General features: G+C 69.1%; 21 protein-coding genes. 11 read left to right on the top strand and 10 right to left on the bottom strand.

Going from position 1 to position 20,840, the window contains the following annotated elements; translation table 11 throughout:
- The first annotated feature begins 154 nt into the window (after positions 1 to 154).
- From F9288_RS08340 to obgE, 3 genes are all read left to right on the top strand, one after another.
- Positions 155 to 700 carry a GNAT family N-acetyltransferase gene (locus tag F9288_RS08340; RefSeq protein ID WP_254621130.1) on the top strand — a complete coding sequence of 182 codons (546 nt, stop codon included), beginning with the start codon at positions 155 to 157 and terminating at the stop codon, positions 698 to 700.
- Between the two features lie 137 nt (positions 701 to 837).
- Entirely contained in the window at positions 838 to 1,428 is a 591-nt protein-coding gene (locus F9288_RS08335; protein ID WP_174836196.1) for a TetR family transcriptional regulator, read from the top strand.
- A gap of 1 nt (position 1,429) precedes the next feature.
- Positions 1,430 to 2,479 (top strand): GTPase ObgE, encoded by a 1,050-nt coding sequence (gene obgE / locus F9288_RS08330; protein WP_174836195.1) that lies wholly within the window; start codon positions 1,430 to 1,432, stop codon positions 2,477 to 2,479.
- Positions 2,480 to 2,529: 50 nt separating this feature from the next.
- Here the strand turns inward: obgE and F9288_RS08325 are convergent, their stop codons facing one another.
- The 6 genes from F9288_RS08325 to F9288_RS08300 form a co-directional block, all read right to left on the bottom strand.
- Positions 2,530 to 3,264, bottom strand: coding sequence for a PEPxxWA-CTERM sorting domain-containing protein (locus F9288_RS08325; RefSeq protein ID WP_174836194.1), 735 nt, complete (start codon positions 3,262 to 3,264; stop codon positions 2,530 to 2,532).
- A 233-nt stretch (positions 3,265 to 3,497) separates the two neighbouring features.
- On the bottom strand, positions 3,498 to 4,724 hold the full coding sequence (locus tag F9288_RS08320) for a serine hydrolase (RefSeq protein WP_174836193.1): 1,227 nt from the start codon (positions 4,722 to 4,724) through the stop codon (positions 3,498 to 3,500).
- 12 nt (positions 4,725 to 4,736) lie between these two features.
- Positions 4,737 to 5,915, bottom strand: a complete 1,179-nt coding sequence (locus F9288_RS08315) for a cyclopropane-fatty-acyl-phospholipid synthase family protein (RefSeq protein WP_254621188.1) — start codon at positions 5,913 to 5,915, stop codon at positions 4,737 to 4,739.
- Between the two features lie 199 nt (positions 5,916 to 6,114).
- Positions 6,115 to 6,549, bottom strand: coding sequence for a periplasmic heavy metal sensor (locus tag F9288_RS08310; RefSeq protein ID WP_174836191.1), 435 nt, complete (start codon positions 6,547 to 6,549; stop codon positions 6,115 to 6,117).
- Complete coding sequence (locus F9288_RS08305; RefSeq protein WP_174836190.1) at positions 6,546 to 7,580, bottom strand: 2-oxoacid:ferredoxin oxidoreductase subunit beta; 1,035 nt, start codon at positions 7,578 to 7,580, stop codon at positions 6,546 to 6,548. Before F9288_RS08305 ends, F9288_RS08310 begins: the two co-directional genes overlap by 4 nt.
- Before the next feature lie 16 nt (positions 7,581 to 7,596).
- A complete protein-coding gene (locus F9288_RS08300; protein WP_174836189.1) occupies positions 7,597 to 9,465 on the bottom strand; it encodes a 2-oxoacid:acceptor oxidoreductase subunit alpha in 1,869 nt (622 codons plus the stop codon).
- Between the two features lie 177 nt (positions 9,466 to 9,642).
- On the opposite strand from F9288_RS08300, the gene F9288_RS08295 reads away from it, so the two are divergent.
- The 8 genes from F9288_RS08295 to F9288_RS08260 all read left to right on the top strand — a co-directional run bounded on the left by F9288_RS08295 (position 9,643) and on the right by F9288_RS08260 (position 18,184).
- Positions 9,643 to 10,626, top strand: a complete 984-nt coding sequence (locus F9288_RS08295; RefSeq protein WP_174836188.1) for an alpha/beta hydrolase — start codon at positions 9,643 to 9,645, stop codon at positions 10,624 to 10,626.
- A gap of 70 nt (positions 10,627 to 10,696) precedes the next feature.
- Positions 10,697 to 11,170 (top strand): RNA pyrophosphohydrolase, encoded by a 474-nt coding sequence (locus tag F9288_RS08290; protein ID WP_174836187.1) that lies wholly within the window; start codon positions 10,697 to 10,699, stop codon positions 11,168 to 11,170.
- Between the two features lie 69 nt (positions 11,171 to 11,239).
- Positions 11,240 to 12,175, top strand: coding sequence for a YdiY family protein (locus F9288_RS08285; protein ID WP_174836186.1), 936 nt, complete (start codon positions 11,240 to 11,242; stop codon positions 12,173 to 12,175).
- An 18-nt stretch (positions 12,176 to 12,193) separates the two neighbouring features.
- The gene (locus F9288_RS08280; protein ID WP_174836185.1) at positions 12,194 to 13,393 is read left to right on the top strand and encodes a hydrolase; all 1,200 of its coding nucleotides are present in this window, start codon (positions 12,194 to 12,196) and stop codon (positions 13,391 to 13,393) included.
- Positions 13,390 to 14,406 carry an arginine N-succinyltransferase gene (locus F9288_RS08275; RefSeq protein WP_174836184.1) on the top strand — a complete coding sequence of 339 codons (1,017 nt, stop codon included), beginning with the start codon at positions 13,390 to 13,392 and terminating at the stop codon, positions 14,404 to 14,406. The genes F9288_RS08280 and F9288_RS08275 overlap by 4 nt, the downstream gene beginning before the upstream one ends.
- Positions 14,406 to 15,650 carry an N-succinylarginine dihydrolase gene (locus tag F9288_RS08270; protein ID WP_174836183.1) on the top strand — a complete coding sequence of 415 codons (1,245 nt, stop codon included), beginning with the start codon at positions 14,406 to 14,408 and terminating at the stop codon, positions 15,648 to 15,650. Before F9288_RS08275 ends, F9288_RS08270 begins: the two co-directional genes overlap by 1 nt.
- Before the next feature lie 125 nt (positions 15,651 to 15,775).
- Positions 15,776 to 15,988 carry a hypothetical protein gene (locus F9288_RS08265; RefSeq protein WP_174836182.1) on the top strand — a complete coding sequence of 71 codons (213 nt, stop codon included), beginning with the start codon at positions 15,776 to 15,778 and terminating at the stop codon, positions 15,986 to 15,988.
- A 69-nt stretch (positions 15,989 to 16,057) separates the two neighbouring features.
- Positions 16,058 to 18,184, top strand: coding sequence for a TonB-dependent receptor (locus F9288_RS08260; protein WP_174836181.1), 2,127 nt, complete (start codon positions 16,058 to 16,060; stop codon positions 18,182 to 18,184).
- A gap of 46 nt (positions 18,185 to 18,230) precedes the next feature.
- Here F9288_RS08260 and F9288_RS08255 read toward each other — a convergent pair whose 3' ends face one another.
- Genes F9288_RS08255 through F9288_RS08240 form a run of 4 tightly spaced genes read right to left on the bottom strand, consistent with a single transcriptional unit; the run spans position 18,231 to position 20,768 of the window.
- Positions 18,231 to 18,950 (bottom strand): ribonuclease T, encoded by a 720-nt coding sequence (locus F9288_RS08255; protein ID WP_174836180.1) that lies wholly within the window; start codon positions 18,948 to 18,950, stop codon positions 18,231 to 18,233.
- On the bottom strand, positions 18,947 to 19,375 hold the full coding sequence (locus F9288_RS08250) for a hypothetical protein (protein WP_174836179.1): 429 nt from the start codon (positions 19,373 to 19,375) through the stop codon (positions 18,947 to 18,949). The genes F9288_RS08255 and F9288_RS08250 overlap by 4 nt, the downstream gene beginning before the upstream one ends.
- 56 nt (positions 19,376 to 19,431) lie before the next feature.
- Complete coding sequence (gene nadC / locus F9288_RS08245; protein WP_174836178.1) at positions 19,432 to 20,277, bottom strand: carboxylating nicotinate-nucleotide diphosphorylase; 846 nt, start codon at positions 20,275 to 20,277, stop codon at positions 19,432 to 19,434.
- Positions 20,274 to 20,768, bottom strand: a complete 495-nt coding sequence (locus F9288_RS08240) for an SH3 domain-containing protein (RefSeq protein ID WP_174836177.1) — start codon at positions 20,766 to 20,768, stop codon at positions 20,274 to 20,276. Before F9288_RS08240 ends, nadC begins: the two co-directional genes overlap by 4 nt.
- Positions 20,769 to 20,840 lie beyond the last annotated feature (72 nt).

Genomic DNA, 20,840 nt, shown 5'->3' with positions numbered 1-20,840 from the left:
ACCAGGGCGACCCGGGTTCCGATAGCAGGAACCAGCCAGACACAAGGGAGACGGGTCCGCCCCGGCTCCCTTTTTTCGTGCTCCCTGGAACCCTTGTGTCGCTTGGCCGTCATGATGGCGGCGTAGCGGCGCGAACAGGTGAGGAGAGCGACAGATGTTCGCGCGGACGAAGAGATTGACGTTGCGGCCGTGGTGGCCCGAAGATGCCGAGAGACTGACGCAGGCGATCGCGCATGAGGCGGTCGCGACGAGGCTCGCCCGCATGCCATGGCCCTACGCGAAGGGTGATGCGGAAGCGTTCCTGACGTTGCCGCGCGGAGCGGCCGAGCCGCGCTTCGCGATCCTCGCGCATGAGGGCGACTATCCGCGTCTGATCGGCAGCATCGGGCTGCGTCGCGAGGACGGCGTCCACGAGCTTGGCTATTGGCTGACCCCCGACGCCTGGGGGCGCGGCTATGCCACCGAGGCGGCGCGGATCGTGATCGAGCAGGCGCGGCACGCGCTGGGCGTCAAGCGGATCGAGGCGAGCCATCACCTCGACAACGCCGCCTCGCGCAAGGTGCTGACCAAGCTGGGCTTCCGCGAAGTGCGGCGCGAACCGCATTATTCGCTGGCGCACCGCGGCGAGGTCGATTGCGCGGTGCTGGCGCTCGATCTGGAAGACGAGGGAGACATGAATCCGCTTCCGATCGCGGCATGACGCTCATCGACCGCGTCACCTTGGCCGTTCGTCCTGCGCCCGCCGAAGCAGCCCTTCGACAGGCTAAGGGCGAACGGCGAAGGGGTTGAACCAACTCGACGATTGAATTTCCGCCATAAAGCGCCGACAGCCATTCCATGTCCGTCACTCCCCTGCCCACCCGCCGCCGGCTCAGCCCGGAGGAATCGCGCGAGGCCGCGCTGGAGGCGGCACGCGCGCTGCTGGTCGAGGTCGGCCCGCAGGCGGTGACGCTGAAGGCGGTGGCGTCGCGGATCGGCCGCACCCATGCCAATCTGCTCCACCATTTCGGCTCGGCCGACGGCTTGCAGAAGGCGCTGATCGCGCGGATGGCGGCCTTCATCACCGGCACGATCCGCGAGGCGGTGCTGCGCCAGCGCGAGACCGATCAGGAGCCAGCCGAGATCGTCGAGCTTGCCTTCGATGCGTTCGACACCGGCGGGGCCGGCGCGCTGGCGAGCTGGATGATCCTGACCGGCAACGAGGATGCGCTCGATCCGATCTTCCAGGCGATCCACGATCTCGTCGACGAACTGGCCGCCGGCCATTCCAGGGACGAGCGCCCGCTCCAGGACGAGACGGTGCAGCTCGTGCTGATGGCGCTGGGCGACGCCTTGTTCGGCGCCCCCCTCACCCGCGCGCTCGGGCTGCCGCGCAACCGCGCGCGGCAGCTCGCGCGCAATATGCTCATTCACGACCGGACGAATTGACGTGCATTTCCTCGATCAGGCCAAGATTTTCGTCCGCTCGGGCGCCGGCGGCCCCGGCGCGGTCAGCTTCCGGCGCGAGAAGTTCATCGAATATGGCGGGCCGGACGGCGGCAACGGCGGCAAGGGCGGCGACATCATCTTCGAGGCGGTCGCCGGCCTCAACACGCTGATCGACTTCCGCTACACGCAGCACTTCCGCGCCCCGCGCGGGCAGGGCGGCTCCGGATCGAACCGCACCGGCGCGGGCGGCGACGATCTGGTCGTCAGGGTGCCGGTCGGCACGCAGATCCTCGCCGACGACGAGGACCGCACCTTGCTGCTCGACATGGTGCGCGTCGGCCAGCGCGAGGTTTTCCTGCGCGGCGGCGACGGCGGGCGCGGCAACGCCAGCTACAAGACGTCCACCAATCGCGCGCCGCGCCAACACGGCACCGGCTGGCCCCATGAGGAGGCGTGGGTTTGGCTGCGGCTCAAGCTGCTCGCCGACGCCGGGCTGGTCGGGCTGCCCAACGCGGGCAAGTCCACCTTCATCAACGCCGTCACCAACGCGCAGGCGAAGGTCGGCGCCTATGCCTTCACCACCACGCGGCCGCAGCTCGGCGTGGTGCGGCACAAGGGGCGCGAATTCGTCATCGCCGACATCCCCGGCCTGATCGAGGGCGCGGCGGACGGGGCCGGCATCGGCGACCGCTTCCTCGGCCATATCGAGCGCTGCCGCGTGCTGCTGCACCTCGTCGACGCCAACGACGCCGACGTGGCGGAGAGCTATCGCATCGTGTGCGACGAGCTGGCCGCCTATGGCGCGGGGCTGGACGACAAGCCGGTGGTGGTCGCGCTCAACAAGATCGACACGCTGGACGACGAGCTGATCGCCGCGCTCTCCGCCGAGCTGGAGGAAGCGAGCGGGCATCCGGTGATCCCCATTTCCGGCGCGAGCGGCGTCGGGGTCGACTGGGCGCTCGACCGGCTGCTCGAGGCGATCGGGCCGGAGCCGGGCGCGGTTAGCGCGGACGACGAGGGCGAGGACGTGCTGGAATGGTCGCCGGTGTAAACGAAAGCCGCGCCGCCCCGTCGCGGTGACGGGCGGCGCGACGATCGATCTCAGGCCGGGCGGGGAATCGCCTTGCGACGCCGGGCGGCGGCGGCGACAAGCCCGAATCCCACGATCATCATCGCCCAGGTCGAAGGCTCCGGCACGCCGACCGGGTTCGCCTGGCCGGGCGTGATCGCGCTGTCGAAAATGCGGATATAGTCGACGAACCCGGACGAGGCTTCCCCGGAGGCGGTCACGGTATCGTCGGTGAAGAACGTCAGCGGGTTCAGCCCGTCGATCAGCGTCTTGCTTTGGTTCGTGCTGTCGCTTTGGGCATAAATCTGAGTGCCGTCGATATAGGCGGTGATGAGCCCCGCGCTATCGCGCGACAGGGTCAGCCGGACCGGCGAATCCGCCGTGAAGACCGCGTTGGTCGAATCGCTCAACGGATAGGCGTTGAGGTGGCCATAATAGCTGTAATATCCTGAATCGCTGGTCAGATTGCTGAAATCGATGAGCTTGACATAGCCATTGCCGCGCGGCCCGTTGAGGCTGTCGAGCGTGAAGCCCACGTCGATCGTATAGGCCGAAAGCGCGCCCAGCCCGGTGATCGTCGGCCCTTGATTCAGCCCGAAAGTGATGCCGGACGCGCCGAGTGCGCCGCCATTGTTGACCAGCGCGACGCTTCCGCCCGCACTATTGTTGAGCGTGCCGTTCAACTCGAAATCCGCGATCGCGGCGGCATGGGCAGCGGGGCCGAGCGCAAGTGCGCCAAGCGTCGCCAGAACGTGCCTTATGTGCATACAACATCTCCACATGACCGAAATTGACAGACATGCGCATGTTGCCCACGACTCTTAGGCTGCGCTGGAATTAGGTTAACACGCCGTTATCCTCGCACAACCAATTTACGCGCCAATATTGCCCCGATTAAGAACGAATCTTCTTCGTGCCGGATGTTCGCGGTTAAATGGTCAGATCAAAGTCTGTTTTGTTTAATCTTTCTTTAATCTATATTTAATCTCACGATCATAATTCACCACCGCTGCGGATGTCTCGTCAATGGCGCCTTCGCCGTCGCGAACAGCCGGTCGACAAACGCCAGCCGCGCCTGTGAGAAACGATCGTCGGTCGCCTTCGGCCACGCGCTGACGATCGCGATCACCGTCTTGCTGGCGGGATCGACGGTGATGCTCTGGCCAAAGATGCCAACCCCGCCGAAGCGGCCTTTCGGATAGGTCCACCATTGATAGCCATAGCCGAAGCCGGGTCCGCGCCCGGTATCGGCATGCGCGCGCGTCGCCTCGGCGAACCAGCCCGGCGCGACGATGCCCGCGCCGCCCTCCATCGCCAGTTGCCCCATCCGCGCATAATCGCGCAACGAGACGGAGAGGCAGCAGCCCCCGACCTCGCGCCCTGTGGCGTCGGTCATCCAGAACGCATCGCGCTCCATGCCGTAGCGCTTCCACACCCGCTCGCTGAGATAGGTGGCGAGCGGCATCTTCACCGCATTGCCGACCAGCACGCCGATCAGGTTGGTCTCACCGGTCTTGTACACCCATTTGCTGCCCGGCGCCGCTTCGCGCGGCAGGGTGCGCATATAGGCGACGGTGGCGTCCATTCCCGGTGGCACCGGGATCGAGAACATCCGCGCGACATCGGATTTCGGATCGGTATAATCCTCGTTCCACTTCACGCCCGATGTCATCGTCAGCAATTGCGCGATCGTCACGCCGTCATAGGCGCTGCCGGCGAGGTCCGGGATGTATTTCGTCACCGGCTCCTCGACCGACTTGATGAAGCCGTCGCGGATCGCCGCACCGACAAGCGTCGAGGTGAAGGATTTGGCCACCGAAAAGCTCGTCCACCGCCCCTCGCGCGTCAACCCGCGCGCATAGCGTTCCAACCGCACCGTGCCCGCCTGCACCACGATCAGCCCGGCGACGTTCTGGTCGCGCATGAACGCGTCCACCTCGGTCGCCGGGATCGGCAGCGGCGGGCCGGGCGGGAGCGCGAGCACCTTCCTTCCCGCGCTCACCACATGGCCGGGGAACAATTTCTCCATGTGCGGGAAATTCTCGTCGCGCTGCGCCTGCGACCAGAACAATATCTCCGCGCCGATCTGTTGCAGGTGCGCGCGGTTCTGGTCGGTGATCGCGACGCCGGCATTGACCGGCGCGGGCGGGGCGTTGGTCTGCGGCGCGCTCTGCGCCGTCGCCGTGCCCGCCAGCAATGCCGCCGCGATCAGACCCGTCCAGCGCATGTCCCCTGCTCCCTATTCCGATTGCCTGACCAGCGTGACCTGCGCGACGTCGATTCCCCCGCCGCGGAAGCCCCCCTCGCAATACATCAGATAATAGCGCCACAAGTCGATGAATTTCTGATCGAAGCGCGCCGGCAGCCGCTTTTCCGCCACCGCCGCGTCGAACCGCCCGCGCCACAGCCGCAGCGTCTCGGCATAGTCGAGACCGAAGCCGCTGCGGTCGTGCCACGCCAGCCCGGCATTCTCCGCCAGCGCGCGGAAGCGGCTTTCGGAGATCAGCAGCCCGCCGGGGAATATATAGCGCTGGATGAAATCCACGTTGCGGGCATAGCCGTCCCAGATATCGTCGGCGATGGAGATGAGCTGGATCGCGGCCCGCCCGCCCGGTTTCAGCGCACGGGCGATCGCGGCGAGATAGTCGGGCCAATATTCCTGCCCCACCGCCTCCACCATCTCGATGCTGGCCACCGCGTCGTACGTGCCCGTCACATCGCGATAATCGGTGAGCGTGACGGTGACGGGCAGCCCCGCCGCGCGGCGTTCCACCACCGCCTTCTGCTCAGCCGACAGGGTGATCGCATGGACGTCCGCCCCCGCCTCCGCCGCCGCCAGCGCGAAGCTGCCCCAGCCGCAGCCGATCTCCAGCAATGTGTCGCCCGCCCCCGCGCCGGTGCGCGACAGGATCGCGGCGAGCTTGCGGCGCTGCGCCTGTTCCAGCGTGTCGCCGGGGGCGAAGATCGCGCTCGAATAGGTCAGCGTCGGATCGAGCCATTCGGCGTAGAAGTCGTTGCCGAGGTCGTAATGCGCGGCGATGTTGCGCTTCGCTCCCGCGCGGTCGTTGCGGCGCAGCGCGTGGAGCAGCCGCCCGGCGAGCCGCGCGCCGCTCTTGGCCCGCGCCACTTCGCCCAGCGTGACGCGATTGCGCATGAACAGGTCGAACAGCGGCACCGGATCGGGGCTGGACCAGTCGCCCGCCGCCCAGCCCTCGTACCAGCCGATCGAGCCGGCGAGCACCAGCCGCCGCAGCGCGCGCCAGCGACGGATCGCGACGATCGCCAGCGGCCCGTCGACCCGCCCGCCGAGCAGGCGGCGCGTGCCATCCGGCAGCGTCGTCTCGATCGCGCCGATGGCCAGCCCCGCGTCGATCCGGTCGAGGATGCGGTGGAACAATGGCGCGGCGACATGCGCCAGACGGCCGCCCGCGCGCCGCGCTTCGTTAACTCCCGGTCGATTCACCCGCGCGGCTTTGCACGGCCGACGGCGCGAGCGGAAGGGCGAAAGCGCGCGCGTGAACGAACGCGTCGGAGCATGTTGCGCCGAATCGAGCTCGCTCGCCCTCCGGTCAGAACCATCTTCGTCATTCCCGCATAGGCGGGAACGGCGAAGCGGATCACCGTTTCGGCTGCGGCTTCGCGGGCTGGCGCGGCGGCTGCGAAGGCGACGCCGCGATCTGCGACAGCACGACGCGATCGGCCGGCGACAGCGCGCGCATCTGCTCGTTCGCCACCATCACCGCCTCGCGCTGAAGCGCCGACGACGCCTCGCCGCGCGCGGTGTTGGCGGCGACGAATGCCTCCACATCGACCGGGCGCTTCGCTAGCGCGGCGCGCAGGTTCTGCTCCGCCGCCTGGCCGCGCTCGGCGATGCCGCGGAGCGTCGCCGTGTGCTTCTTCTCCGCCGCGATCATCGCGTCGATGCCCGCCTGCGACATGCCGCGCGCGGCGAGCGCGAGGCGCGTGCGCTGCTCGGGCGTCGCCTGTGCGCCGGCCGGCGCGGCCGGAGCGGCGGCCTGAAGCGCCACCGCGATAATCATGCCCAGCATCATTCGGCCCTCGGCTCCTTCTCGACCATCCAGGTCTGGCCCTTGGAGAGCAGCTTCTGGAGATTGGCGCTCTTGCCCTCGCTGGCCCGCTCGTTCTGCGCGACGACCGCGCTTTCGAAGGTCGGCGCGGGATCGTCGAAGATCACGCCAAGCGCGACGGGGAAAGCCCCCGTCGGCATCTCGACCAGCATATGCGCCAGGCCGCGATTGGTCTGGTCGTGGACGATCACGCCCGCCGCCTGCCAGTCGCCGTCCGCGACATCGACCACCTTGAGCACCAGCCGGTCGGGGTCCATCGCCAGCCCCTTCGCGCCGTTCTCGAACAGCAGGGGCTTGCCATGCTCTACCCAGAGCTGGTTCGCCGCCGCGTTGGGCTTGGCGGTGAACGGCGCGAACACGTCGTCGTTATAGACGATGCAGTTCTGGAAGATCTCGACGAAGCCGGTGCCCTTGTGCGCATAGGCCGCCTTGAGCACCGTCGGCAGGTTCTTGTGCACGTCGATCCCGCGCCCGACGAAGCGCGCGCCCGCGCCCAGCGCGAAGGCGCAGGGATTGGCCGGCCGGTCGACCGAGCCGAACGGCGTGGAGGGCGATTGCGTGCCGACCCGGCTGGTCGGCGAATATTGCCCCTTGGTGAGGCCGTAGATCTCGTTGTTGAACAGCAGGATCTGGCAATCGAGGTTCCGCCGGATCAGGTGCATCGTGTGGTTGCCGCCGATCGACAGCGCGTCGCCGTCGCCGGTGATGATCCACACATCGAGGCCCGGATTGGCGAGCTTCACCCCCGTCGCGATCGCCGGCGCGCGGCCGTGGATCGTGTGGAAGCCGTAGGTTTCCATATAATAAGGGAAGCGCGAGGAGCAGCCGATGCCGCTGACGAACACGGTGTTCTCCGGCCGCGCGCCAAGCTCCGGCAGGGTGCGCTGCACCGCCTTGAGGATCGCATAGTCGCCGCAGCCGGGGCACCAGCGGACTTCCTGATCCGTCTCCCAGTCCTTGGGGGAGGATTTGGCGATGGTGGTCATCTCGTTCATTGTCTCGTCTCCCCGCTCAGCCCAGCGCCTGCTCGATCGCCGCCTCGATCTCGGCGATGCGGAAGGGCTGGCCGGACACCTTGTTGAGCGGCTTCGCATCGACAAGGAACTGGTCGCGCAGCACGGTCTTGAGCTGGCCGGTGTTCATCTCGGGCACGAGGATGCGCTCATAGCCCTTGAGCAGCGCGCCGAGGTTCGCCGGCATCGGCCATATATGCCGCAGGTGGATATGCGCGACGTCCAGCCCCTTGCGACGCGCGCGGCGCACCGCCTGATGGATCGGGCCGAAGGTGCTGCCCCAGCCGACCACGGCGAGCTTGCCGGAAGTCTCGCCGACCTCGACCTGCTGGTCAGGCACCTTGATCCCCGCCACCTTGTCGCGGCGCGTATCGGTCATCAACTGGTGGTTCGACGGCGAATAATCGATGTTGCCGGTGCCGGCGGCCTTCTCGATCCCGCCGATGCGGTGGAGCAGGCCGGGCGTGCCGGGCTTCACCCACGGCCGCGCGCCCTTTTCGTCGCGTGCGTAGGGCAGGAAGCCCCCGGCCGGCGCTTCGTTCAGGAACGTCACCGGGAAAGGCTCGAGCGCGCTGGTGTCGGGCACCTTCCACGGCTCGGCGGCGTTGGCGATATAGCCGTCGGTCAGCAGCATCACCGGCGTCATATATTGCGTCGCGATGCGGCACGCCTCGATCGCCACCTCGAAGCAGTCGGCGGCCGAGCGCGCCGCGATCACCGGCATCGGCGCGTCGCCGTTGCGGCCATAGACCGCCTGATAGAGATCGGACTGCTCGGTCTTGGTCGGCAGCCCGGTCGAGGGGCCGCCGCGCTGCGAATTGACGATGACGAGCGGCAGCTCGGTCATGATCGCGAGGCCGATCGCCTCGGTCTTGAGCGCCACGCCCGGACCCGACGAGGAGGTCACGCCGAGCTGGCCGGCATAGGACGCGCCGATCGCGCTGGCGACCGCGGCGATCTCGTCCTCCGCCTGGAAGGTGGTGACGCCGAACTCCTTCAGCCGTGACAGGTGATGCAGGATCGCCGAGGCGGGCGTGATCGGATAGCCGCCGAAGAACATCGGCAATTCGGCAAGCTGCGCGCCCGCGACGAGGCCGAGGCTGATCGATTCAGCCCCGGTGATCGTGCGATACAGCCCCGGCTCGGCGGGGGCGGCGGGCACATGATGCTGCTTCATCGGCCCGGCGAGTTCCGCCGTCTCGCCATAGGCATGGCCGGCGTTGAGCGCGGCGATATTGGCCTCCGCCAGCGTCGGCGCCTTGGCGAACTTGGCCTTGAGCCAGTCGACCAGCGGCGCGCGGTCGCGGTCGAACATCCAGAGCGCCAGCCCCAGCGTCCACATGTTCTTGCAGCGCAGCGCCTCCTTGTTGCCCAGCCCGAACGGCTTCACCGCGTCGAGCGTGAGCTGGGAGATGTTGAGCTTCATCAACTGCCATTGCGCGAGGCTGCCGTCCTCCAGCGGGTTGGCGTCGTACCTGGCCTTGGCGAGGTTGCGGTCGTTGAACTCGCCCTCGTCGGCGATGATGAGGCCGCCGCGCTTGAGCGAGGCGAGATTGGTCTTGAGCGCCGCCGGGTTCATCGCCACCAGCACGTCCGGCTCATCGCCGGCGGTGTCGATCTCGGTGGAGCCGAAGTTGATCTGGAACGCCGAGACGCCGAACAAGGTGCCCTGCGGCGCGCGGATCTCGGCCGGGAAATCGGGGAAGGTGGCGAGATCGTTGCCGGCGAGCGCGGTCGAGAGCGTGAACTGCCCTCCGGTAAGCTGCATCCCGTCGCCCGAATCGCCCGCGAAGCGGACGACGACGGATTCGGCGGGCGGGTGGGCGGATGCTTCCTCGGGGGTCACTTGATGGGCGGCGGTCGCCATGCGGCAATTTCCTGTGGCACTTCGGTTGTCTTGGGGGCCTTACGCCCTCGTCTCTCCACGTTCCAACGTAGAATGATATGGCCGCATGACAAGCCGCGCTTTCGCGGGCGATGGACGCGGCCGGCGTTATGCGGCAGGATCGGTAGCAAAAGCGAACCCGTGAGGAGAGACGACGCGATGACCGACACGCTGATCGACCGCCCCGCCGCCGACGCCGCGCCCTATGTCCGCCCCGACGTGCGCGCCTTTCTCGATTATCTCAACAACGTGCCCGGCCCGAAGATGCACGAGCAGCCGCCGGCCGACGCCCGCGCCGTCTATACCGCGATGAAGGACATTGCCGATCCGCCGGTGGGCGAGCTGGCCGTCATCAAGGACTTCGCCATTCCCGGCCCGGCGGGCGCGATTCCGGCACGGCTGTTCGACGCGCGCGCGACCCGCGATCCGGGGCCGGTGGTGGTGTTCTATCACGGCGGCGGCTTCGTGATCGGCGATATCGACACCCACGCCAGCTTCACCGCCGAGATGGCGCGCCAGCTCGACCTGCCAGTGGTCTCGATCGACTATCGGCTCGCGCCGGAAGCGCCGTGGCCCGCCGCGCCGGACGATTGCGAGGCGGCCGCGCGCTGGGTCGCGGGCAATCCCGGCGAGCTGGGGCGCGGCGTGACCGGCCTCGTCCTCTCCGGCGACAGCGCCGGGGGCAACCTGACGATCGTGACGGCGATGGCGCTGCGCGACGCGCCGGCGAAGGTGCCGGTGATCGTGCAGGCGCCGATCTATCCGGCGGCCGACATGGCGACGGAATATCCCTCGTTCGAGCAATTCGCGGAAGGGTTCCTGCTCACCCGCGACGGGATGATCTGGTTCGCCGACCATTATGCGGCGGACGTGGCGCATGTGCGCGGCTCGCCGCTGGCCGGCGACCTTGCCGGCATGCCGCCGGCGGTGATCGTCACCGCCAGCCTCGATCCGATCCGCGACCAGGGCCGCGCCTATGCCGCAGCGCTGGCGCTGGCCGGCGTGCCGGTGACGTTCCGCGAGGCGAAGGGCAACATCCACGGCTTCGTCAACCTGCGCCAGGCGATCCCCTCCGCGGCCAAGGACGCCGCCGGCTATCTCGCGGCGGTGAAGGAGGCGATCGCGGAGGCGGGCGCGAAATAGGCGCGCCGCCACCCGGCGACGGTTTGGGGACTGGCGGCCCCGGCCGGCATCGGATAGCGCTGCCCCCACCATGACGAGCGACCTCCCCTACCGCCCCTGCGCGGGCGCGATGATGATGAACCGCGACGGGCTGGTGTTCGTCGGCCAGCGCATCGATACCACGCTGGAGGCGTGGCAGATGCCGCAGGGCGGGATCGATCCGGGCGAGGACGCGCGCGCCGCCGCGATCCGCGAGCTGGGCGAGGAGACGGGCGTCGCGCCGCGCCATCTCGACCTCATCGCCGAGGCGCCGGAGGAGCTGACCTACGACCTGCCGCCCGAGCTGATCGGCAAGGTATGGAAGGGCCGGTATCGCGGCCAGCGCCAGCGCTGGTTCCTGTTCCGCTTCACCGGCACGGACGACGACATCGACATCCGCACCGCGCATCCAGAGTTCCGCGCGTGGCGCTGGGCCGCGCCGGCCGAACTGCCCGACATGATCGTGCCGTTCAAGCGCGCGCTCTACGAGCAGGTGCTGGCGGCCTTTTCCGATCGTCTCGGCTGAGCCACACCCTGCCGTCCGCCGCCCGCGCGCCGCTGCAAAATCGCCATAAAGCCGGTTAACAATACGACGATGCGCGCGCTTCTCCTCGCCTTCCCGCTGCTGCTCGCCAACACCGCCGTCGTCACGGGCGACAATCCCGCCGACGGCGACAGGCACCCGGCGGGGGAAGTGACCATTCCGCCCCCGATCAAGGCGATGCTGGAGGCGGCGATCGCCGCCGGCAACGATGCGGAAGTGACGACGATCGTCAAATACGCCCGTACCGCCGACCCGGCGAGCGGCGACGCGGTGGCGAAGGTCGCGGAACAGTGGCGCGACGAGCGCAAGCGCGCGCACGACACGCGCATCCGCGAGGCGCGCCTGTTCGACCTGTGGCGCGGCCGCGCGGAGCTGGGCGGCTATCTCACCACCGGCAACAGCGAGACCGCCGGCGCGACCGGCGTGCTCGACCTGACGCGCGAGGGGCTGCAATGGCGGCAGAAGGTGCACCTCCAGGCCGATTACCAGCGCAGCCTGGGGATCACCACGCGAGAACATTATCTCGCCAGCTACGAGCCGAACTACAAGATCGATTCGCGCCGCTACATCTATGGCGCGGGGCAATTCGAATCCGATCGCTTCCTCGGCTATACCGATCGCTATTCCGCATCGGTCGGCGCGGGCTACAGCGCGATCCAGACGCCGGCGATGAAGCTCGACCTGGAGCTTGGCCCGGCCTATCGCTACACCGCCTTCACCGACCAGACGGAACAGAGCAGCATCGCGGCGCGCGGCAGCATGGATTTCGGGTGGAAATTCGCGCCTGGGCTGAAGCTGACGCAGGTCGCCTCGGCCTATCTCCAGCATTACAATTCGTCCGTCAGCGGCACCACCGCGCTCGCGGCGAAGGTCGTGGGGCCGCTGTCGGCGCAGCTTTCCTATGTCGTGCAATATGAAAGCATGCCGCCGGAGGGCCGGCGCACCACCGACACCACCAGCAGGGCGTCTCTGGTCTATACGTTCTGACCGCGCTACCACTTGCGGATGAGGGGTTTGTCGGCACACGAAACACGCGCGATCGAGCGGGCGCGGTCCTCGCCGATGCTGGCGCGGGTGCGGCAGTGGGCGGCGGTCAACAGCGGCACGGGCAATCTCGCCGGGCTGGCGAGCGTGGCGGGGATGCTGGCCGACGCCTTCTCCGCGCTGCCCGGCGAGGTGCGGCTGGTCGAGCCGGCGCCGGCCGAGCGCGTGACGGCGGCGGGCGAGGTCGAGCCGATCGCGCACGGCCGCCACCTCCACCTCGTGGTGCGCCCCGATGCACCCGTGCGGCTGCTGCTGACCGGGCATATGGACACGGTATTCCCCGCCGACCACCCTTTCCAGACGCTCGCCGACCGGCCGGACGGCACGATCAACGGCCCCGGCGTGGCGGACATGAAGGGCGGCCTCGCGGTGATGCTCGCCGCGCTGGAGGGCGTCGAGGCGGCGGGCAGCGCGATCGGCTATGACGTGCTGATCAACTCGGACGAGGAAACCGGCTCCTTCTCGTCCGCCGCGCTGATCGCCGGGCTGGCGCGGGGCAAGACGGCCGCGCTCACCTATGAACCGGCGCTGCCCGACGGCACGCTGGCCGGCGCGCGCGGCGGCACGGGGAATTTCTCGATCGTCGTGCGCGGCCGCGCCGCCCATGCCGGGCGCAATCCCGAGGACGGCCGCAACGCCATCGTCGCGGCGGCGGACATCGCGCTGCGCCTCGCCGCCGCGCGCGGGCCGCAACTGGCGGTCAACCCGGCGCGGATCGATGGCGGCGGGCCGAACAATGTCGTGCCCGATCTCGCCGTGCTGCGCGTCAACTTCCGCCCCGCCTCGCAGGACGAGATCGCCCGCGCCCGCGCGCGGATCGACGCGGCGGTGGCGGAGGTCGCCGTGGCGCATGACGTGCACGTCGAGGTCCACGGCGGCTTCAACCGCCCGCCCAAGCCGATCGACCCAGGCGCGGCGCGACTGTTCGATCTGGTGCGCGATGCCGGCGCCGATCTGGGCCTCGCGATCGGCTGGCGCGCGACCGGCGGGGTGTGCGACGGCAACAATATCGCGGCGTGCGGCGTGCCCGTGGTGGACACGATGGGCGCGCGGGGGGGCGCGATCCATTCGGGGGAGGAATATTTGATCGTCGACAGCCTGGCCGAGCGCGCCGCGCTCTCCGCCCTCACCATGCTGCGCATCGCGGAGGGGCGGCTGTGAGCTTCGTCGTTCGCGCGGCGCATGACGCCGATCTCGCGCCGCTCTACGAGATGGCGAAGCTGACCGGCGGCGGCTTCACCAACCTGCCGGCCGACCGGCCCGCGCTGAAGGCCAAGCTCGATCGCAGCCATGCCGCCTTCGCCCGCACCGAGGGGGAGCTGGGCGACGAGCTGTTCGTGCTGATCCTGGAGAATGGCGAGACCGGCGAGGTGCGCGGCACCTGCCAGCTCTTCACGCAGGTCGGGCAGCGCCACCCCTTCTACAGCTACCGCATCGGCACGCTGACCCAGCACAGCGACCAGCTCGGCCGCACCTTCCGCGCCGAGATGCTGTCGCTCACCACCGATCTCGAAGGGTCGAGCGAGGTCGGCGGCCTGTTCCTCCACCCCGGCGAGCGCGCCGGCGGCCTGGGGATGCTGCTCGCGCGCAGCCGCTACCTGTTCATCCGCATGCACCGCCGGCGTTTCGCCGACCGCATCCTCGCCGAGCTGCGCGGCATCATCGACGAGGCGGGCGGATCGCCGTTCTGGGACGGGCTGGCCGGGCGCTTCTTCGGCATGAACTTCCAGGACGCGGACCAGTATAACGCCACTCACGGCCACCAGTTCATCGCCGACCTGATGCCGAAGCACCCGATCTACACCGCGATGCTCTCCGAGACGGCGCGCGCCGCGATCGGCCTGCCGCACCCCTCCGGCCGGGCGGCGATGCGGATGCTGGAGAATGAAGGCTTCTCGTTCGAGAATTACATCGACATCTTCGACGGCGGCCCGACGATGACGGCGCGGACCGACAATGTCCGTTCGATCCGCGACGCGCGGACCGCGCCGGTCGTCGCGATCGACGACGAGGGCGGGACGCAGGCGCTGGTCGCCTATGGCGAGCTGGCCGATTTCCGCTGCGCGCTGGGCGTCGTGCGCGAGGTGGGCGATGCGGTGGTGATCGATTCCGCGAGCGCGAGGGCGATCGGCGCGCAGGAGGACAGCAACGTCACTTTCATGGCGAGAACGTGATGCGCGAGATCAACTTCGACGGCATCGTCGGCCCGAGCCACAATTATGCCGGCCTCAGCCCCGGCAACCTCGCCGCGACGCGCAACGCCGGCCATGTCGCCCATCCGCGCGCCGCCGCGTTGCAGGGCATCGCCAAGATGCGCGCCAACCTCGCGCTGGGGCTGGTACAGGGCATCCTGCTGCCACATCCCCGGCCGGACCATCACTGGCTGGCGGCGCTCGCCACCGACTATGCCCGTGCCGCGCCGCATCTTCAGGCGCGCGCGCTTTCCGCCTCGGCGATGTGGGCGGCCAATGCCGCGACCGTCTCCCCGGCGGCGGACAGCGGCGACGGACGCTGCCACCTGACGGTCGCCAACCTGATGACCATGCCGCACCGCAGCCATGAATGGCCCGCGACGCTGGCGCAGCTCCGCCTCGCCTTCGCCGACGCCGCCTTCGCGGTGCACGAGCCGATCCCGGCCCCGTTCGGCGACGAGGGCGCGGCCAACCACATGCGGCTCTGCGCGGCGCACGGCGCGCCCGGCGTCGAGGTGTTCGTCTATGGCGAGCCAGGCGGCCCCTTCCCCGCGCGCCAGCATCGCGAGGCGAGCGAGGCGATCGCCCGCGCCCATCGACTCGATCCGGCACGGACGCTGTTCGTCGAGCAGTCCCCGGCGGCGATCGCGGCCGGCGCCTTCCACAACGACGTGGTGGCGGTGGCGAACGAGCGCACCCTGTTCGCGCATGAGGAGGCATTCGCCGACAGGGCCGGCTTCTACGCGCGGCTCCGGGCGCTGATGCCCGAGGTGGAGATCGTCGAGGTGCCGGCCAGCCGCGTCAGCCTCGACGACGCGATCCGCTCCTATCTGTTCAACGCGCAACTCGTCTCGCCGCCCGGCGGCGGCCAGACGCTGATCGTCCCCGGCGAGGCGCGCGACAATCCTCGCGTGTGGGATTGGCTTCAGTCTCACGTCTCCGGCAATGGCCCGATCCGCGCGGTGGAGGTGGTCGACGTGCGCGAATCGATGGCCAACGGCGGCGGCCCGGCGTGCCTGCGGCTGCGGGTGGTGGCCGATCCGGCGACGATCGACCCGCGCTTCATGGTCGACGACGCGAAGCTCGACCGGATCGCGGCGGTGATCGAGGCGCGCTGGCCGGAGGCGATCGCGGTGGAGTCGATCGGCGATACCGCTTTGATCGCCCGGATCGAGGAGGCGCGCCGCGCGCTGCTGGAAGTGCTGGATCTGGCGGTGCTGGCCTGACCCTCCCCGCGATTCCCGCGTGAGGAATGACGGAAAATGTCGAATTTACTTACAATTAACCATCATGCCCGCGCCGAAAATAACGGGAATCCGCCGCTGGCACATCATTTGCGTGTGCGCGAGGCATGTGGTCCCGCATCGCCCGCCTGTTCGTCATCAAGACGAAATTCGAAGCGTTCCTGGTGATTTATGCGCTCGGCACGGGCGCGGTCGAGCGCGGGATTCACTATATGCACGACTTCCCCGGCTATGGCGGGCGGCTGCTGTTTGTGGCGTGCGCCGGCACGGTGTTCATGGCCGCAGCGCGCATCCTGGATTCGGTCGAACGCGGCCGCTGAGCGACAAGGCGATGATAACGCACGACGAATAGTGTTGATATGATGTAACATTGCGTTTAGCCGGGCTTCATGATTCAGGGAAACGCCGCCACTGGCCCGCTCGCCGCCATCCTCGTCGCGCTTGCCGCTACGCCCGCGCTCGCCGAAACCCCCGCCGCGCAGGACTCGACGCCGCAGGACGTGATCGTCTCCGCGCCGGTCGCCCATGACGAGATGGACGTGTTGCAGGGCACCTCGGTCCTTTCCGGCGACCGCCTCAACCGCGAGCTGCGCCCGACGATCGGCGAGACGCTGGCGCGGCTGCCCGGCGTGTCGGCCACCTCCTTCGGCCCGAGCGCGTCGCGCCCGATCCTGCGCGGCTTCCAGGGCGACCGCATCCGCGTGCTGACCGACGGCATCGGCTCGGTCGACGTGTCGAACACCTCGGTCGATCACGCCGTCGTGATCGACCCGCTGCTCGCCGAGCGCGTCGAGGTGCTGCGCGGCCCGGCGGCGTTGCTCTACGGCTCGTCGGCGGTTGGCGGCGTGGTCAATGTGATCGATTCGCGTATTCCGCGCAAAGTGCCGGAGAACGGATACCGGCTGAACGCGATCGGCAGCTATGCCAGCGCCGCGAGCGAGCGCTCGGTCGGCGCGGCGGGCGACGTGGCGGTGACGAGGAATCTCGTCCTGCACGCCGACGGCTCCTATCTGAAGGCCGACGATCTGCGCATCGGCGGCTATGTCCTCTCCCCCGCTGCCCGCCGCGCGGCACTGGCGGCGGCGGCGGAAGCGCCCGACGATCCGATCGACTTCGCCGCCTCCGCGCGGCTGAAGGGGCGGCTGCCCAATTCGGCGGCGGAGACGTGGACGGCGGGGGTCGGCGCCGCGCTCATCACCGACGGCGGCTCGCTCGGCGCGTCGTACAGCCATTACGACAGCCTCTACGGCGTGCCGATCCGCTACGCGACCGAGCCGGGCCAGGAGCAGGAGGCCCCGCGCCTCTCGGTGCTCCAGAACCGCTTCGACCTGCGCGGCGAGGTGGAGACGGGCGGCGGCTTCCTCGACCGCATCCGCCTGCGCGCCGCCTATGCCAGCTACCGCCATTTCGAGCTGGAGGAGGACGGCGAGGTCGGCACCGCTTTCTACAACAAGGGGCTGGAAGGCCGGGTGGAGTTCCTCCAGGCGGATCACGGCGGCTGGAACGGCGCGAGCGGGGCGCAATATTTCAGCCGCCAGTTCAACGTCGTGGGCGAGGAAGCATTCCTGCCGCGCAACGACACGCAGCAGGTCGGCCTCTTCACGCTCCAGCAATATGAGAGCGGCGCCTTCAAGGCCGAGGGCGGAGTGCGTTATGAACATACCAGCCTCGCCGCGCGCAATCCGCTCGACGATCCGCGCTTCTTCAACGGCACGCGCGGCTTCGACACCTTCTCCGGCTCGCTCGGCGCGTCCTATGGCATCGCCAACGGGGTGCGGCTCGGTCTCAACGCATCGCGCACCGAGCGCGCGCCGTCGGCGGAGGAATTGTTCGCCAACGGCGCCCATGCCGGCACGCAGGCCTATGAGCTGGGCAACCCGAACTTCCGCACCGAGAAGTCATGGGGGCTGGAGGCGACGCTCCACGCGCACGGCGACGGTTTCAGCCTCGACGCCTCGGCCTATTACAACTGGTTCGACGACTATATCTACGAGAACCAGACCGGGCAGGACGTGTGCGAGGCGGCGGCCGCGCCGTCGGGACGGGAGGTGGAATTCCCCTGCTTCCAATATACCCAGGCGAAGGCGCGCTATTACGGCTTCGAGATCGACGCGTCGAAGCGGCTGGCGACGATCGGCGGGCAACGGATCAACGCCGATATCCTCGCCGATTACGTCCGCGCGACGGTGGTGGACGTCAGCCCCGTGCCGCGTATCCCGCCGCTCCGCATCCTCGGCGGGCTGGAGGCGCAGGGTGACCGCACCAGCGCGCGCGTCGAGCTCGAGCATGTGTTCCGCCAGAACCGCATCGCCGGTTACGAGACCGCGACCGCGCCCTATACGATGGTCAACGCCTCCTTCTCGTTCAAGCCGTTCGCGGGGAACGACCGGACGAGCATCACCGTGGCGGCGAACAACCTGTTCGACGTGGACGCGCGCCGCGCCGCGAGCGTGCTCAAGGATTTCGCCCCGCTCGCGGGCCGCGACATCCGCGCCACGCTGCGGGTCGGCATCTGAGGCAACGGCCCCTCCCGCTCTGTGGAGGGGCCGGCAACCGCGCGGCTCAGCGCGGCCCGCGCCAGATCCTCAGCCGGGCATCGGCGGCCAGCCCGCCCTGATGCGCGGGGCAGGTGGTAAAGGCGAATTTCCGGTCGAGGCACAGCCACACCTCGTCCAGCCAGCCCTGCCGGTTGGCGGTGATCCGCATCATGTCCGCGCTCAGCCCCGGATTGGCGCGCGCCAGCGCCGCCGCGAACTGCCCGGCGGTCAGCGGCCGGCGCGACAGGGCGTTCATGTCGGGATAGCGCAGCCTGGCGTACATGCCGGTCGAGCGGCGGAAGAAGCTCGCCGGCGTCTCGCCGGCCATGCAGGTGCCGTGCTTGGCCCATTCGTGCTGGAGCAATTGCGCCGAGGGGGTGGAGCACAGGTTGGCCGCGATCACCTGACGCGGCACGATATCGGTCGCGGCGCAATATTGCGGCCAGTCCTTGCCCTCGCCGTCCGGCCACAGGCCGTGCAGCACGAAGCCGAAGCGGTTGCCGCCGCACTGCATCCGCGCCTTCGGATCGTGCATCCGCGTGCGGCAGAATTGCGGGGACCAGCTTATCGCCAGCGTATAGCCGCCGATCGGCAGCAGCCGCTGCGGCTCGCGTTCGTTGGGCAGATCGGGATGCGGGGTCGCGATCTCGTCCGGCACGGCGCAGCGATAGGCCTGCGCGCCCGCCACGCCGGGCAGCGCGGCAAGGGCGGCGGCGCCGGCAAGCAGCGCGCGGTTGAAGGTCATGCCGGATCGTCTCCATTCACTTGCTCGCCGAACCAGATTTTCGCGTCCGGCCTGAACAGCAATACCGCCGCCGCGATGTAGAGCAACGACACGATCACGCCGAGCAGCACCGCGAACACCGGCCCGCCGCGCAGCAGCGTCAATATGTTGCCGCCGATCCCCAGCACGGAGAGCGCGGCGAACACCACCACCACCCATTTCGCCGCCGCGCTGGGCTTGCGCGCGGTGAAATACCACAAGGTAACGGCGATCACGATGCCGATCACCAGCGAGAGCGGCGCGAGCCACTGCATGCTGGCAAGCGCCGGATTCGCGGCGAGCTGCGCCGCCCGCCCCTGCCAGTTCACCCCCGACGCGACGAGGCCGAGGACGAAGGATGCGAGATAGAGTTGCTCGTAACGGACGATCGAGGCTGGACGCTGCATGATTCTTCCCCCTTTGCGCCCGAAGGTTAGCGTCACGCCGCCCCGGCGCAAGCGGATCAGACGGCCGCGAAATCCAGCCCGATGTCGGCGGCCGGAGCGGACTGGGTGATCCGGCCGACGCTGACATAGGTGACGCCGGTCTCCGCGATCGCGCGGATCGTCTCCAGCGTGACGCCGCCCGACGCCTCGACCGGCACGCGCCCGCCGATCAGCGTCACCGCGCCGCGCAGCGTCGGCGGCGCCATGTTGTCGAGCAGCAGCCAGGTCGCGCCCGCCGCGAGCGCCGGCTCGATCTGGTCGATCCGGTCGACCTCGACGATGATCTCCGGGATGCCGGCCGCCTTCGCGCGGCGCACCGCCTCGTCGACGCCGCCGGCGATCGCGACATGGTTGTCCTTGATCATCGCCGCGTCCCACAGGCCCATGCGATGGTTCTTCGCGCCGCCCATCCGGGTGGCATATTTCTCCAGCCGCCTGAGGCCGGGGATCGTCTTGCGCGTGTCGAGCAGGGTCGCGCCGGTGCCGGCGATGCGATCGACGTAGCTGCGCGTCAGCGTCGCGATGCCGGAAAGGTGCTGCGCGGTGTTGAGCGCCGAACGCTCCGCCGTCAGCATCGCCCGCGCGCGGCCCTCCAGCCGCATCAGCGCGGTGCCGCGCGGCACGCTGGTGCCGTCCGCCACCAGCATCTCGACCGACACCTCGGGATCGAGCGCGCGGAAGAAGGCGGCGGCGATCTCCAGCCCGGCGACGGTGATCGCGTCGCGCGTCCCCATCACCGCGCGGAACCGCGCCTCCGCCGGGATCACCGCGTCGGAGGTGACGTCGCCCTTGTCGCCGGCATCCTCGGCCAGCGTCGCGCGGACGAAGGCATCGAGATCGAATCCGTCGAGCGCGAAGGTCATGGCAGCGTCTCCCCGGGCGCGACGCCCCATAAATGCGCGGTTTCCACGAAGCCGGCCTGGCCGCGCACGTCGAGCCGGCACCAGCCGCCGCCGCACTGGCTGACCCGCCCGACGACGCCCGGCTCGGCGCGCCACGTCACCTTCGCGCCGGCCGCCGGCTGCTCGCGCAGCTCGGTGATGCCGCCCTGCACCAGCGCGGTGCGGCGCGGGCTGACCATCTTGCCCTGCATCCAGCCCTGCGTCCCGGCGGGGTCCTCCACCTTGCGCCAGTCCTGGAAGCTGTCGACCACGCGCACCGGCAGGTCGGCGCGGACGTAGAGCCACGTCGCCGGATAGTTGCGTCCCGGCCCGCTGCGCATCCGCGCGCGCGACGGCGCGATCGAGGCGAAATACGGCTGCTTCGCGGGCGGATCGGCCGCGATCGCATCGCCGGCGATCAATCCGCCAGCCATCACCATGCCCAATATCACCGCCGCCCGTCGCATCTTCATCCCCTGTTGCCGGAGCGAACCGACTTTTCACGCTTCGCGCGATCGATCAATGCCGTTGACGCCGGGCGAGCC

Origin of the sequence: Sphingomonas sp. CL5.1 (assembly GCF_013344685.1) — a bacterium.
GTDB lineage: Bacteria > Pseudomonadota > Alphaproteobacteria > Sphingomonadales > Sphingomonadaceae > Sphingomonas.
The sequence above is the reverse complement of the archived record's forward strand: the minus strand, read 5'-3'. Positions and strand labels throughout refer to the sequence as shown.

What these genes read in the sequence shown, in the direction of transcription:
- F9288_RS08340 (WP_254621130.1), top strand. Translation starts at nt 155, where the DNA reads ATGTTCGCGCGGACGAAGAGATTGACGTTGCGGCCGTGGTGGCCCGAA.
- F9288_RS08335 (WP_174836196.1), top strand. Translation starts at nt 838, where the DNA reads ATGTCCGTCACTCCCCTGCCCACCCGCCGCCGGCTCAGCCCGGAGGAA.
- F9288_RS08325 (WP_174836194.1), bottom strand. Translation starts at nt 3,264, where the DNA reads ATGCACATAAGGCACGTTCTGGCGACGCTTGGCGCACTTGCGCTCGGC.
- F9288_RS08320 (WP_174836193.1), bottom strand. Translation starts at nt 4,724, where the DNA reads ATGCGCTGGACGGGTCTGATCGCGGCGGCATTGCTGGCGGGCACGGCG.
- F9288_RS08310 (WP_174836191.1), bottom strand. Translation starts at nt 6,549, where the DNA reads ATGATGCTGGGCATGATTATCGCGGTGGCGCTTCAGGCCGCCGCTCCG.
- F9288_RS08305 (WP_174836190.1), bottom strand. Translation starts at nt 7,580, where the DNA reads ATGAACGAGATGACCACCATCGCCAAATCCTCCCCCAAGGACTGGGAG.
- F9288_RS08300 (WP_174836189.1), bottom strand. Translation starts at nt 9,465, where the DNA reads ATGGCGACCGCCGCCCATCAAGTGACCCCCGAGGAAGCATCCGCCCAC.
- F9288_RS08295 (WP_174836188.1), top strand. Translation starts at nt 9,643, where the DNA reads ATGACCGACACGCTGATCGACCGCCCCGCCGCCGACGCCGCGCCCTAT.
- F9288_RS08290 (WP_174836187.1), top strand. Translation starts at nt 10,697, where the DNA reads ATGACGAGCGACCTCCCCTACCGCCCCTGCGCGGGCGCGATGATGATG.
- F9288_RS08285 (WP_174836186.1), top strand. Translation starts at nt 11,240, where the DNA reads ATGCGCGCGCTTCTCCTCGCCTTCCCGCTGCTGCTCGCCAACACCGCC.
- F9288_RS08280 (WP_174836185.1), top strand. Translation starts at nt 12,194, where the DNA reads ATGAGGGGTTTGTCGGCACACGAAACACGCGCGATCGAGCGGGCGCGG.
- F9288_RS08270 (WP_174836183.1), top strand. Translation starts at nt 14,406, where the DNA reads ATGCGCGAGATCAACTTCGACGGCATCGTCGGCCCGAGCCACAATTAT.
- F9288_RS08265 (WP_174836182.1), top strand. Translation starts at nt 15,776, where the DNA reads ATGTGGTCCCGCATCGCCCGCCTGTTCGTCATCAAGACGAAATTCGAA.
- F9288_RS08260 (WP_174836181.1), top strand. Translation starts at nt 16,058, where the DNA reads ATGATTCAGGGAAACGCCGCCACTGGCCCGCTCGCCGCCATCCTCGTC.
- F9288_RS08255 (WP_174836180.1), bottom strand. Translation starts at nt 18,950, where the DNA reads ATGACCTTCAACCGCGCGCTGCTTGCCGGCGCCGCCGCCCTTGCCGCG.
- F9288_RS08250 (WP_174836179.1), bottom strand. Translation starts at nt 19,375, where the DNA reads ATGCAGCGTCCAGCCTCGATCGTCCGTTACGAGCAACTCTATCTCGCA.
- nadC (WP_174836178.1), bottom strand. Translation starts at nt 20,277, where the DNA reads ATGACCTTCGCGCTCGACGGATTCGATCTCGATGCCTTCGTCCGCGCG.
- F9288_RS08240 (WP_174836177.1), bottom strand. Translation starts at nt 20,768, where the DNA reads ATGAAGATGCGACGGGCGGCGGTGATATTGGGCATGGTGATGGCTGGC.